Raw genomic sequence first — 13120 nt, forward strand, 5'->3', positions numbered from 1 at the left:
GGTTCTTGTCGCTTACTTGAGGCCGGCTGCCGCGCGCAGTGCGGCGGCCTGCGTCGTCGCTTCCCAGGTGAACTCGGGCTCCTCGCGGCCGAAGTGGCCGTAGGCGGCGGTCTTCTGGTAGATCGGGCGCAGCAGGTCGAGCATCTGGATGATGCCCTTCGGACGCAGGTCGAAGAACTCGCGCACGAGTTCGGCGATCTTCTCGTCAGGAATCACGCCGGTGCCTTCGGTGTAGACCGTGATGTTCATCGGCTGCGCCACGCCGATGGCGTACGCCACCTGGATCTGGCACTGGCGCGCCAGGCCGGCGGCCACGATGTTCTTGGCCACGTAGCGCGCGGCATAGGCGGCCGAGCGGTCGACCTTCGACGGGTCCTTGCCCGAGAACGCGCCGCCGCCGTGCGGGCAGGCACCGCCGTAGGTGTCGACGATGATCTTGCGGCCCGTGAGGCCGCAGTCGCCCTGCGGGCCGCCGATGACGAAGCGGCCGGTCGGATTGATCAGGTAGCGCGTGTCCTTGAGCCATTCCTTCGGCAGCACGGGCTTGATGATCTCCTCGATGATGGCTTCGTTGAACGAGGCCTTCATCTTGGTCGGCGTCTCGCTCTGGTCTGGGCTGTGCTGCGTGGAGAGCACCACGGTGTCGATGCTGTGCGGCTTGCCGTCGACGTAGCGCATCGTGACCTGGCTCTTGGCGTCGGGGCGCAGGAAGGGCAGGCGGCCGTCCTTGCGCAGCTGTGCCTGGCGCTCGACGAGGCGGTGCGCGTAGTAGATGGGCGCGGGCATCAGCTCGGGCGTCTCGTCGCAGGCGTAGCCGAACATCAGGCCCTGGTCGCCGGCGCCGGTGTTCAGGTGGTCGTCGCTCGCGTGGTCCACGCCCTGGGCGATGTCGTTGGACTGCTTGTCGTAGCAGACCATCACCGCGCAGCCCTTGTAGTCGATGCCGTACTCGGTGTTGTCGTAGCCGATGCGCTTGATGGTGTCGCGCGCGACCTGGATGTAGTCGACGTGCGCGTTGGTCGTGATCTCGCCGGCGAGCACCACGAGGCCGGTGTTGGTCAGCGTCTCGGCGGCCACGCGGCTGCGCGGGTCCTGCTCGAAGATCGCGTCCAGGATCGCGTCGGAGATCTGGTCGGCAACCTTGTCGGGGTGGCCTTCGGAAACCGATTCGGAAGTGAAGAGGAAGTCGTTCGCCATTTTGTTCAAAGCTCCTTGAAGTGATTTGGCGCGTTGCCAACTCTGCGGAGCCCTGGCGAACGCTTTAGCAGATGTCGATGAATCGACGGGCACAATCGCTTTCGCGCTTGTGTTTGTCGCCCTGCAAGTTGTTCCGTAACTCGGCGACAATTTGGATTCTATTCGAGCCGCGCATACCATGCGCGCGCGTCCGTTTTTTGACCCTCCCGCTTTCAATGATCACCCTGTTTCGCCTGCTCGCCCGCGTGCCGATGCCGTTGATGCATCGGCTCGGTGCCATGCTGGGCTGGCTGGTCTGGTGGAGCGCGCCGGACTACCGCCGCCGCTTCAAGGCCAATGCCGAGAGCGCGGGCTTCGCGCCCGACCAATACCGTCCCGCCATCGCCGCCGCCGGCAAGATGGCTTCCGAACTGCCCTGGCTCTGGCTGCGCCCGCACGGCGAGACCGTGCTGCATCGCGTGGTGCGCTGGGAGGGCGTGGAGGCCTTCGAGGCCGCCATGCAGGCGAAGAAAGGCGTGATCCTGGTGGCACCGCACCTCGGCAGCTGGGAGATGTGCGGCCAGGCGATCGGCGAGCGCTTCCTGTCGGCCTACGGGCCGATCACCGCGCTGTTCCGGCCGGCGCGCAAGAAGTGGATGGCCGACCTGATCGCCGCCGGCTCGCGCGACCGGCCCGGCCTGCAGACGCTGCCCACCAACAACAGCGGCGTGCGCGGCCTGATCCGCACGCTGCGCAGCGGCGGCTACACCGGCATCCTGCCCGACCAGGTGCCGCCGATGGGGCAGGGCGTCTGGGCGCCGTTCCTGGGCCGGCCCGCCTACACCATGACCCTGCTTCCCCGCCTTGCGCAACAGACCGGCGCGGCCTGCTTCCTGAGCGTCTGCGAGCGGCTGCCGAACGGCGCCGGCTACGTGGTCCGCTTCGAGCCCATCGTCGGCACGGCGCTGACCGACCCGTCAGCCTCCATCGAGGACGCGGCTGCGGCCATGAACGACGCCATCGGCCGGTTGATCCACAGCCTGCCGGGCCAGTACGTGTGGGACTACGCCCGCTACAAGGAGCCGCGCGCCGAGCGCGTGGCCGCAGCCGCCAGGGAGGCCGCATGAGCCTCGGTTCCCGGCTCGGCATCGGCTTCATGCGCGTGATCGCGCCGCTGCCGCTGCCGCTCGTGCGCGGCTTCGGCGCGTTCCTCGGCCGCATCCTCCACACCGTCGCCGTGCCGCGGCGGCGCGTGGTCGACACCAACCTGGCGGTCTGCTTCCCCGGCAAGTCGGAGGCCGAGCGCCGCGCCATCGCGCGCCAGACCTTCGTCTATGTGGCGCAGTCCTGGCTGGACCGCAGCTGGCTCTGGCATGCGCCCGAGAAGGTCGTGGCGAGCCGGCTCAAGGTGGTTGGGGCGGCGGCGGAGATCCGCGAGATCGCCGACGGCGATGCGCCGATGATCCTGTTCGCGCCGCACTTCTACGGCTTGGACGCCGCGGCCACAGCGCTGACCATGCACACGGCGCGCCCCTCGGCCACCATCTACACGACCCAGCGCGATCCGATGGTCGACGCCTGGATCCGCGAGGGCCGCACCCGCTTCGGCGACGTGGCGGCGCTCAACCGGGTGGACGGCATCAAGCCCGTGCTGCAGGGCCTGCGCAAGGGCGGCCTGCTGTACCTGCTGCCCGACATGGACTTCGGCCGCGACCAGACCATTTTCGTGCCGTTCTATGGCGTGCAGGCGGCCACCGTGCCCTCGCTGTCGCGCTTTGCACGGCTGGGCAAGGCCAAGGTGGTGCCGGTGGTGTCGAAGCTGACGCCCGGCGGCTACGAGATCGAGGTGCTGCCGCAGTGGCAGAACTTCCCGACCGACGATGTGGAGGCCGATACCGCGCTCATGAACACGCGGCTGCAGGGCTACATCGACACGATGCCCTCGCAGTACTACTGGGTGCATCGCCGTTTCAAGACCCGCCCCGAGGGCGAACCGCCGATCTATTGAAGGAAGGGCTCCCGGCTTTTCACTTCGCTTCGCTGCGTGCAGCTCCATCTCCCGAGGAGGAGGCGGGGCTCGCCTTGGGGCGGCCCGGCGGCGGCATCAGTTCCGCTGCAAGAATCCCTCGATCTCGCGGGCAACCAGTTGCGGCTGCTCATGCACGATCCAATGGGTCGCGTCCGGCACTTTCTTGACCTCGAGCTTAGGCACGTACTCGTCGAGCCCTTCGAGCAGGCCGGGCAACAGTGCCGCGTCGTCGAGTGCCCAGAACACGAAGGTCGGCACTTCCACCGTGAGCCGTTCGCGCGGCAGCACCGGGATGCCGTCGATGGTGTGGCCGGGCAGCGGCGGCTTCATCGGCGTCACGCGGTAGAGGTTGCAGGCGCCGGTGAGGCCTGCGCCCCAGACTTGGCGGTACTTCTGCTTCACTTCCTCGGTGAGCCAGCCGAAGCCGTCCGGGCCGGCCTTCATCAGCGTGAAGAAGGGCCACATGCGCTTGAAGTCGTCGGCGGCGAGCAGCGCCTCGGCGTCGGGGCGCGCGAGGAAGTTCATGTAGGCGCTGGCTTGCTGCTGCGCCGGGTTGTTGCGCAGTTCGCGCGTGAAGGTGCCCGGGTGCGGCGAATTGATGATGACCAGCTTGCGGATCTGCTGCGGGAACGCGTTGGCATAGCCCCAGGCAAAGGCGCCGCCCCAATCGTGGGCCACCAGCGCGGCCATGGTGCCGTCGGTGCTCTCGGTCGCCACGAGCTGCTGGATGTCCTGGATCAGCAGGTGAGCCTTGTAGGCCGCCACGTCGGTCGGCGCGCTCGACTTCTCGAAGCCGCGCAGGTTGGGTGCCACACAGCGGTAGCCGCCGTGGGCCGGGTCCGAGAAGTACGCCAGCAGTTCGTCCCAGATGAACGCGGCTTCGGGGAAGCCGTGGAGGAACACCATCAGCGGCCGGCCCGGCTGGCCGGCAGCGCGGCAACTCAGGGTGGTGCCATTGGGCAGGCTGCGTTGGAAGGTCTCGATCATGCTTCTTGTCTCCTTGGGTTGACTGTCGCTATTCTTTTGATAGTGAACTACGCACGCTGGACGGCCGATGCAGCCTGTTCTGGGGTTCAGTCAGGTCTCTGCTGGCGGCTCCGGTGGTTCGGCGGGGGCTGCTGCAGTCTCTTCCGGGTGCACCCAGCGCCACAGCAGCTCGGCCGCTTCACCGACGCCCTGCTTTTTCAGCGCCGAGAACAGTTTCACCTCGCCGCCGCCGGCGTTCAGTCGCGTAATCGACAGCACCTTGGCGGCTTCGCTGCGCGTGAGCTTGTCGGACTTGGTCAGCAGCACGAGGAACTTGAGGCCCTGCTGCACGCGCGGGCGGATCACGTCGAGCAGGATCTCGTCGAGTTCGGTCAGGCCGTGGCGCGGGTCGCACATGAGCACCACGCCGCGCAGGCTCTCGCGCGTCATCAGGTAGTTGCCCATCACGCGCTGCCAGCGCAGCTTGGCCTCCTTGGGCACGGCCGCGTAGCCGTAGCCGGGCAGGTCGGCCAGCACCGCATCGTCGACCTTCTGCTTGCCGATGCCGAACAGGTTGATGTGCTGCGTGCGGCCCGGCGTCTTGGAGGCGAAGGCCAGCCGCGTCTGCTGCGTGAGGGTGTTGATGGCAGTCGATTTGCCCGCATTGGAGCGGCCGACGAAGGCGATCTCGGGCAGGTCGACGGGGGGCAGGTGCTCAAGCTGGGGGGCGCTGGTCAGGAAGTGGGCGGTGTGCAACCAGCCCAGTGCCACGCGTTCGCGTTCGGCGACCTGGGGGGCCGCGGCGGGAGCCGCGCGGGGAGGGTAGGCAGCGGGCTTGGCGCGCGGGGAGGGCATCTACGGACTTTCGAAACAAGGCCCACATTGTAGAATCGTGAGGTTTTGCGCCATAAATTCGAAGCCCCCGATATGAAGTTGTTTGCCAATATTCTGCTTGCAGCCCTCGTGGGCATCGCATCCAGCGCGAGTTTTGCAGCCGATGAACACGCGGCTGCTCCGAGTGCGGCGGCCCCGGCGCCTGCCAAACCCGACCCCGCCAAGGGGGACACGGTATTCAACGCAACGCCGGCCAACAGCCAGAGCTGTGCTTCGTGCCACAACGCGGACGGCAACTCCGCCATTGCGGCCAACCCGAAGCTGGCGCAGCAACATCCCGAATACATCCTCAAGCAGCTGCAGGACTTCAAGTCCGGCAAGCGCAAGAGCGCGATCATGAAGCCGCTGGCTTCGGCTCTGTCCGAAGAGGACATGCGCAACATCGCCTGGTTCGTCGGCTCGAAGAAGGTCAAGCCGGGCTTCTCGAAGGACAAGGACACGATTGCCCTGGGCGAGAAGATCTACCGCGGCGGCATCGGCGAGCGCCAGGTCCCGGCCTGCGCCGGCTGCCACAGCCCGAACGGCGCCGGCATCCCCGCCCAGTACCCGCGCCTGGGCGGCCAGAACGCCGATTACACCGTGGCCCAGCTCACGGCCTTCCGCGACAACGTGCGCTTGAACAGCGTTCCCATGACCGGCGTCGCCGCCAAGCTCAACGACAGGGAAATCAAGGCCGTCGCCGACTACATTGCCGGTTTGCGTTGATGATGGCGCTCCCTGGAGCGTGAACCAGCCGCCGAAAACAACCCCAAACAAAAGGCGGGCCGATCCAGCAGGATGGCCCGCCTTTTTGCTTTTTTCCTCTCTTTCCTTACTGTCGTCCGATGTCCGTCTCCACCCATGGCCTTCGCGTTCATCGCGGCCCGCAGATGCTTCGCGCTGCGGTGGAGCTGTTTTCGTCGATGCGCTTCGCGATCGCGCTGCTCACCATCATCTGCATCGCGTCGATCATCGGCACCGTGCTCAAGCAGCATGAGCCGATCAACAACTACATCAACCAGTTCGGGCCGTTCTGGGCCGAACTGTTCCGCGCGGCCAGGCTCGACTCGATCTACAGCGCCTGGTGGTTCCTGCTGATCCTGCTGTTCCTCGTGATCAGCACCACGCTGTGCATTGCGCGCAACACGCCGCGCATCATGGTCGACCTCAAGACCTTCAAGGAAGACATCCGCGCGCAGAGCCTCAAGGCCTTCGGCCAGCGCGCCGAGAACCGGCTCGGCGAAACGCCCGAAGCGGCGGCCAACCGCATCGGCCAGTTGCTGGTGAGCGGTGGCTGGAAGGTCAAGCTGCAACGGCGCGACGCCACCAGCGGCAGCCGGCCGACTGCCGCCGGCTGGATGGTCGCCGCGCGCGCCGGCGGTGCCCACAAGCTGGGCTACATCGCGGCGCACAGCGCCATCGTGCTGGTGTGCATCGGCGGCCTGCTCGACGGCGACCTGGTGGTGCGCGCGCAGACCTGGTTCAACGGCAAGAGCGTGTTCACCGGCGGCGGCATGATCGCCGACGTGGCGCCGGAGCACCGCCTGTCGGCCGCCAACCCGACCTTCCGCGGCAACATCCTCGTGCCCGAAGGCGGGCAGGGCAGCGTGGCCATCCTGAACCAGTCTGACGGCGTGCTGCTGCAGGAGCTGCCGTTCTCCATCGAGTTGAAGAAGTTCATCGTCGACTACTACTCGACCGGCATGCCCAAGCTGTTCGCGAGCGAGGTGGTGCTGCACGACCGCGAGACCGGCGCGCAGGTGCCGGCGCGCATCGAGGTCAACCATCCGGCCAGCTACAAGGGCGTGGAGATCTACCAGTCGAGCTTCGACGACGGCGGCTCCAGGGTGAAGCTCAAGGCGGTACCGATGGCGGCCGCGGCCAAGCCCTTCGAGGTGGAGGGCATCATCGGCGGCCCGAGCACCGAGATCACCAACGGCCGCGACAAGCTCACGCTCGAGTTCGCCGCGCTGCGCGTGATCAACGTCGAGAACTTTGCCGATGGCGGCGCCATGGGCAGCGGTGCCGACGTGCGCAAGGTCGACCTGCGCCACGACATCGAGTCGCGCCTGGGCGCCGCCAACAAGACCAACAAGCCGAAGGTGCTGCGCAACATCGGCCCGAGCATCGGCTACAAGCTGCGCGACGCCGCCGGCCAGGCGCGCGAGTACCAGAACTACATGGTGCCGGTCGACACCGGCGACGGCCAGCCGGTGTTCCTGCTGGGGATGCGCGAGAAGCCCGAGGATCCGTTCCGCTACTTGCGCGTGCCCGCCGACGAACAGGGCTCGATGGACGGCTTTGTGCGCATGCGCGCCGCGCTCGGCGATGCCGACACCCGCGCCCGTGCCATTGAGCGCTACATCGCGAAGGCCACCGACCCCAAGCGCCCGGAGATGGCCGAGCAACTGCGCGTATCGGCCACGCGCGCGCTGGCGCTGTTCGCGGGCACCGAGCGCGCCAAGGCCGACGCCACCACGGCGGGGGGCTGGCAGGCGATTGCCGAGTTCATGGAGGTCAACGTGCCCGAGGCCGAGCGCGAGCGCGCCGGCGGCGTGCTGGTGCGCATCCTCAACGACGTGCTGTTCGAGGTGCTCAACCTGGGCCGCGAAGGCGCCGGCCTTGCCGCGCTGCCGAACGACCAGAAATCGCAGGCCTACCTGACGCAGGCGGTGCTGGCCATCAGCGACGCACATTTCTACCCGGCCCCGGTCGCGATGATGATGACCGACTTCACCCAGGTGCAGGCCAGCGTGTTCCAGGTGGCGCGTGCCCCTGGCAAGAACGTCGTCTATCTGGGCTGCCTGTTGCTGATCGTCGGGATTTTTGCCATGCTGTATGTGCGCGAGCGCCGCCTCTGGGTGTGGCTGACGCCCGACGGCACGGCTGCCGAAGGCCAGACATCCGGGACAGCGGCCACGATGGCGTTCTCGGTCAATCGCAAGACCATCGACAGCGACCGCGAATTCGAGCACCTCAAGCACAAGCTGCTCGCCCTGAGCAAGACAGAAGCACAGACACGATGAACACCACGACCCTCACGCTCAATGAAAGCTGGCTTTCGCGCCGCAACCCGTTCGACTGGGTGTTCGCGGCGCTGGTCCTGGCCGGTGGGCTGTTTGCGTTCACGCGGTACGCGGGGTCGATGGACTACTACGAGAAGCCGATCCTGGCCGCTGCCGTGATCGCGATGATCGCCATCGGCTGGTTCTGGCGGCCGCTGCGGGTGCTGGCCATCGTCGTGGCTGCGGCGTCGCTGCTGGCCATCAGTTCGTACCAGGGCGAGCTGGCGCGCGCCGACACGGTGTTCTGGCTCAAGTATTTCCTGTCGAGCCAGTCGGCCATCCTCTGGATGAGCGTGCTGTTCTTCATGAGCACGCTGTTCTACTGGCTCGGCTTTTTCGGCGGCAAGCAGTCGGACACCTTCGACATGATCGGCTCGCGGCTGGCCTGGGCGGCCATGACGATGGCGCTGATCGGCACCATGGTGCGCTGGTACGAAAGCCACCAGCTCGGCCCGGACATCGGCCACATCCCGGTCAGCAACCTGTACGAAGTGTTCGTGCTGTTCTGCTGGCTCACGGCCGCGTTCTATCTCTACTTCGAAGAGCGCTACAAGACGCGCGCGCTCGGCGCCTTCGTGATGCTGGTGGTCAGCGCGGCGGTCGGCTTCCTGCTCTGGTACACGATCGTGCGCGAGGCGCACGAAATCCAGCCGCTGGTGCCAGCCCTGCAGAGCTGGTGGATGAAGCTGCACGTGCCCGCCAACTTCATCGGCTATGGCACCTTCTCGCTCGCGGCCATGGTGGCCTTCGCCTACCTCATCAAGGAGCAGGCCGACGAAAAGCGCTGGTACAAGCTCACGCCGATCTGGCTGCTGGGCGTGGCGCTGTGCTTCGTGCCGGTGGCGTTCCGCCAGCGCGTGCAGGAAGCCGGCGGCAGCTACTGGGTGGTCTATGCGGGCATTTCCGCGCTGATCGCGGCCGGCATCCTCCTGGGACGCAAGCGCATCGCGGCGCGGCTGCCGGCCAACGAGGTGCTCGACGACGTCATGTACAAGTCGATCACCGTCGGCTTCGCCTTCTTCACCATCGCCACCGTGCTCGGTGCCCTGTGGGCCGCCGACGCCTGGGGCGGCTACTGGAGCTGGGACCCGAAGGAAACCTGGGCGCTGATCGTCTGGCTCAACTACGCGGCCTGGCTGCACATGCGGCTGGTAAAGGGCCTGCGCGGCACCGTGGCGGCGTGGTGGGCGCTGGGTGGATTGGCGGTCACCACCTTCGCCTTCCTCGGCGTGAACATGTTCCTGAGCGGGCTGCACAGCTACGGCACCCTGTAGGCACGGGCCTGCGGTCTTTCGCGAAGAATTGAAACCGCGCGCCGCTGCGGCGCGTAACCAAATCGGGACTGCTCACGAACTACCCTGAGCACAACGATTCACGCGAAAGGCCTGCCATGTCGTTCCAATCCCGACCGATCCGTCGCAGCAACAGCGACAACGGCTTCATCCACCCGCTGTCGAGCGAGATCACGCCGCGTGCCGCCTACGAAGGCCGGCGCGACCTGCTCAAGCTCATGGCGGGCGGCGCGGCGGGTGCGGCGCTGGCCGGCTTCGCCTCGCGCGAAGCCTGGGCCCAGGCCGAGCGGCCCAACAAGCTCGCGCCGCTGCCTGGTGGCAAGTCGGCCGTGCCGGGGGCCATGTCGATGGACAAGCTCACAGACTACAAGGACGTCTCGAGCTACAACAACTTCTACGAGTTCGGCACCGACAAGGCCGACCCGGCCAAGAACGCCGGCACGCTGAAGACGCGGCCGTGGACCGTGGAGGTCGACGGCCTGGTCAAGAAGCCGGGCAAGTTCGGCATCGAAGACCTGCTCAAGCTCAGCGCGCAGGAAGAGCGCATCTACCGCCTGCGCTGTGTCGAAGGCTGGTCGATGGTCATCCCGTGGGTCGGTTATTCGCTGGCCGAACTGATCAAGAAGGTCGAGCCGCAAGGCAACGCCAAATACGTCGAGTTCGTGACGCTGGCCGACCCGAAGACCATGCCTTTTGTCGGCTCGCGCGTGCTCGACTGGCCCTACACCGAAGGCCTGCGCATGGACGAGGCGATGCACCCGCTCACGCTGCTGGCCTTCGGCATGTACGGCGAGGTGTTGCCCAACCAGAACGGCGCGCCGGTACGGCTCGTGGTGCCGTGGAAGTACGGCTTCAAGTCGGCCAAGTCGATCGTCAAGATCCGCTTCGTCGAGAAGGAGCCGAGCACCGCGTGGAACAAGGCGGCGGCCAACGAGTACGGCTTCTACTCGAACGTGAACCCGAACGTCGACCATCCGCGCTGGAGCCAGGCGACCGAGCGCCGCATCGGCGACGGCGGCGGCTTGTTCGCCAAGCGGCGCAAGACCGAAATGTTCAACGGCTACGAAGCCCAGGTCGGCCAGCTGTATGCGGGCATGGACCTGAAGAAGAACTACTGAGCGCGCCCCGGCAACCGGCGCCCGACCATGAACAAGCTGCTCATGCATCCGGCGACCAAGCCGGTCATCTTCCTGCTGTGCCTGCTGCCGTTCGCGCGGCTGGCCTACGGCGCCTTCACGGACGGGCTCGGTGCCAACCCGGCCGAGTTCCTGATCCGCGCCACCGGCGACTGGACGCTGCGCTTCATCTGCATCGTGCTGGCGGTGACGCCGCTGCGCGTGATGACCAAGTGGAATGCACTCGCACGCCTGCGCCGCATGCTGGGCCTGTTCGCGTACTTCTACGTGGTGCTGCACCTGCTGTGCTACAGCTGGTTCGACATGGGATTCGAGTGGGGCGACATCGCCAAGGACATCGCGAAGCGGCCGTTCATTTTGGTGGGCTTCTCTGCCTTCGTGCTGCTGACGCCGCTGGCGGCCACCTCTTTCAACCGCGCCATCAAGGCAATGGGCGCGAAGCGCTGGCAGATGCTGCACAAGCTGGTCTACGTGATCTCGGGGCTCGGGCTGCTGCACTTCTTCTGGATGCGCGCGGGCAAGAACAACTTCGCGGAAGTGTTCGTCTATGCCGCGATCATTGCCGCGCTGCTCGCGTGGCGGGTGTGGAATTTCGCGAGCAAGCGCAAGGCGAAGCCTCCCGCGGTGGCGGTGCGCGGCAGCGAGAAGCCGCTGCGCACCGGCTGAGCACCGGCAAATCAGCCGTCGATCTCGGCGCGCAGCTGGTCTTCCATCGTCTCGCGGCGGCGGATCAGCTTGGCGGTGGCGCCGCTCACCAGCACTTCGGCGGCACGGCCGCGCGTGTTGTAGTTGCTGGACATGCTCATGCAGTACGCGCCGGCCGACAGTACGGCCAACAGGTCGCCGGCGACCACGTTGAGCGCGCGGTCGCGGCCGATCCAGTCCCCGCTCTCGCAAACCGGGCCGACCACGTCGTAGGTCGGTGCATCGCCGGCGCGGCTGCGCAGCGGCACGATGCGCTGGAAGGCCTGGTACATCGCGGGGCGCGGCAGGTCGTTCATGGCCGCGTCGACGATGCAGAAGTTCTTGTCTTCACCGGGCTTGGTGTAGAGCACCTCGGTCACGCAGACGCCGGCATTGCCGACCAGCGAGCGGCCGGGTTCGATCACCAGCTTGCGCTGGCCGAAGTTGCGTGCGTCGAGCTTGGCGAGCAGCTGCTGCCAGAGCGCATCGGCCTTGGGCGGCACTTCGCCGTTGTAGTCGATGCCCAGGCCGCCGCCGAAGTCCAGGTGATGGATCGGCACGCCGGCTGCCTCGATCGCCTCGACCAGGTCCAGCACGCGATCGCAGGCGTCCAGGTAGGGCGAGGCTTCGGTGATCTGCGAGCCGATGTGGCAGTCGATGCCCACCACCTCCAGGCCCGGCAGCTGCGCGGCGTGCCGGTACGCCTCGACCGCGCGGTCGTGCGCGATGCCGAACTTGTTGCCCTTGAGGCCGGTGGAGATATAGGGGTGCGTCTTGGGATCGACGTTCGGATTGATGCGGATGCTGATGGGCGCGCGCTTGCCCTCGGCCAGCGCCACCTCGTTGAGCACGTCGAGCTCGGCTTCGCTCTCGACGTTGAAGCAGGCGATGCCGGCGGCAAGGGCCTCGCGCATTTCCGCGCGGGTCTTGCCGACGCCCGAGAAGATGATCTTCTTCGGATCGGCGCCCACGGCCAGCACGCGTGCCAGCTCGCCGCCCGAGACGATGTCGAAGCCGCAGCCGGCCTGCGCGAACACGCGCAGCACGCCGAGAGACGAGTTGGCCTTCATCGCATAGCAGATGAGGGCGTCGCGGCCCTCGAAGCCGCGCTGGTAGGCCGCGAGGGCATCCAGCATCCATTGCTTCGAGTAGACGAAAAGAGGGGTGCCGTGCTCGCGCGCCAGCGCTTCAAGTGCGACGCCTTCGACGTGCAGCGCGCCGTCGCGTTGCGCAACGTGCGGCTGGCCGGGCAGGGCGATGGAGTTGATGCCGGCACTCATTTGCGCGGTTCCGTGTTGTTGCTGGCCGGTGCGCTGGCGGCAGCGGCCGGTGCGGGCGCCGCCTCGCTGGAGCTGGACGAAGAGGACCGCAGGCTCTCGGGCGTCATGAGCTGCGGCAGCGTGGCTCGCCCGGCGGCGGCAGGATCGGTCGGCAGGTACAGCGCACCGCGCTGTCCGCAGGCAACCAGGGCGGTGGTGCCTGCAACGAGGCAGACCATGAGCGCAGCGCGGGCGCGGGTGCTCACTAGAATTTGGCGAACGTTCAACATAGCGAAATTGTAATGACCGACACCGAGTACATGGACCGCGCCGAAGCCGCGCTCGCCGCCATTGAGCAGGGATGCGACCGCATCAACGATGCGACCGACGCCGACATCGACAACCAGAGGGTGGGCGGGATGATCACGATTTCATTCCGCAACGGCAGCCAGTTGATCGTGAACCTGCAGAAGCCCCTGCAGGAAATCTGGCTTGCCGCGCGTTCCGGCGGCTACCACTACCGCCACGACGGCCAGGCCTGGGTCGATACCAAGACCGGAGAAGAATTCTTCGGCAACCTGTCGCGTGAAGCGACCCTGCAGGCAGGCCAGCCGCTGACGTTCGCGGCCGCCTGACTCTT

General features: G+C 66.8%; 13 protein-coding genes. 8 read left to right on the top strand and 5 right to left on the bottom strand.

Annotated features, from left to right (window positions below; all coding sequences use genetic code 11):
* Positions 1-12: 12 nt before the first annotated feature.
* Positions 13-1197 (bottom strand): methionine adenosyltransferase, encoded by a 1185-nt coding sequence (gene metK, locus ACEN9N_RS01265; RefSeq protein ID WP_413315214.1) that lies wholly within the window; start codon positions 1195-1197, stop codon positions 13-15.
* 215 nt (positions 1198-1412) lie between these two features.
* Here metK and ACEN9N_RS01270 point away from each other — a divergent pair, with 215 nt between their 5' ends.
* Together ACEN9N_RS01270 and ACEN9N_RS01275 are read left to right on the top strand one after the other, a co-directional pair.
* Complete coding sequence (locus tag ACEN9N_RS01270; RefSeq protein WP_413315215.1) at positions 1413-2303, top strand: lysophospholipid acyltransferase family protein; 891 nt, start codon at positions 1413-1415, stop codon at positions 2301-2303.
* Positions 2300-3184 (top strand): LpxL/LpxP family acyltransferase, encoded by an 885-nt coding sequence (locus ACEN9N_RS01275; RefSeq protein ID WP_413315216.1) that lies wholly within the window; start codon positions 2300-2302, stop codon positions 3182-3184. Before ACEN9N_RS01270 ends, ACEN9N_RS01275 begins: the two co-directional genes overlap by 4 nt.
* A 96-nt stretch (positions 3185-3280) precedes the next feature.
* Here the strand turns inward: ACEN9N_RS01275 and ACEN9N_RS01280 are convergent, their stop codons facing one another.
* Together ACEN9N_RS01280 and yihA are read right to left on the bottom strand one after the other, a co-directional pair.
* Positions 3281-4192 carry an alpha/beta fold hydrolase gene (locus ACEN9N_RS01280; protein WP_413315217.1) on the bottom strand — a complete coding sequence of 304 codons (912 nt, stop codon included), beginning with the start codon at positions 4190-4192 and terminating at the stop codon, positions 3281-3283.
* 90 nt (positions 4193-4282) lie between these two features.
* Positions 4283-5026: a ribosome biogenesis GTP-binding protein YihA/YsxC gene (yihA, locus tag ACEN9N_RS01285; RefSeq protein ID WP_495655207.1), complete on the bottom strand. Its 744-nt coding sequence runs from the start codon at positions 5024-5026 to the stop codon at positions 4283-4285.
* 72 nt (positions 5027-5098) lie between these two features.
* Here yihA and ACEN9N_RS01290 point away from each other — a divergent pair, with 72 nt between their 5' ends.
* The 5 genes from ACEN9N_RS01290 (at position 5099) to msrQ (ending at position 11203) form a co-directional block, all read left to right on the top strand.
* Entirely contained in the window at positions 5099-5770 is a 672-nt protein-coding gene (locus ACEN9N_RS01290; protein WP_413313840.1) for a c-type cytochrome, read from the top strand.
* A gap of 119 nt (positions 5771-5889) precedes the next feature.
* On the top strand, positions 5890-8070 hold the full coding sequence (locus tag ACEN9N_RS01295; RefSeq protein WP_413313839.1) for a cytochrome c biogenesis protein ResB: 2181 nt from the start codon (positions 5890-5892) through the stop codon (positions 8068-8070).
* Complete coding sequence (gene ccsB / locus ACEN9N_RS01300) at positions 8067-9383, top strand: c-type cytochrome biogenesis protein CcsB (protein ID WP_495655208.1); 1317 nt, start codon at positions 8067-8069, stop codon at positions 9381-9383. Before ACEN9N_RS01295 ends, ccsB begins: the two co-directional genes overlap by 4 nt.
* A gap of 116 nt (positions 9384-9499) precedes the next feature.
* Entirely contained in the window at positions 9500-10519 is a 1020-nt protein-coding gene (gene msrP / locus ACEN9N_RS01305; RefSeq protein ID WP_495655209.1) for a protein-methionine-sulfoxide reductase catalytic subunit MsrP, read from the top strand.
* Between the two features lie 27 nt (positions 10520-10546).
* Positions 10547-11203: a protein-methionine-sulfoxide reductase heme-binding subunit MsrQ gene (msrQ, locus tag ACEN9N_RS01310; RefSeq protein WP_413332251.1), complete on the top strand. Its 657-nt coding sequence runs from the start codon at positions 10547-10549 to the stop codon at positions 11201-11203.
* An 11-nt stretch (positions 11204-11214) separates the two neighbouring features.
* Here the strand turns inward: msrQ and lysA are convergent, their stop codons facing one another.
* Positions 11215-12501 (bottom strand): diaminopimelate decarboxylase, encoded by a 1287-nt coding sequence (gene lysA, locus ACEN9N_RS01315; RefSeq protein ID WP_495655210.1) that lies wholly within the window; start codon positions 12499-12501, stop codon positions 11215-11217.
* Entirely contained in the window at positions 12498-12770 is a 273-nt protein-coding gene (gene lptM / locus ACEN9N_RS01320; RefSeq protein WP_495655211.1) for an LPS translocon maturation chaperone LptM, read from the bottom strand. Before lptM ends, lysA begins: the two co-directional genes overlap by 4 nt.
* A gap of 12 nt (positions 12771-12782) precedes the next feature.
* Between lptM and cyaY the strand changes: the two genes are divergently transcribed.
* A complete protein-coding gene (gene cyaY / locus ACEN9N_RS01325; protein ID WP_413332257.1) occupies positions 12783-13115 on the top strand; it encodes an iron donor protein CyaY in 333 nt (110 codons plus the stop codon).
* Positions 13116-13120: the final 5 nt, after the last annotated feature.

Source organism: Variovorax sp. Varisp46 (assembly GCF_059491885.1).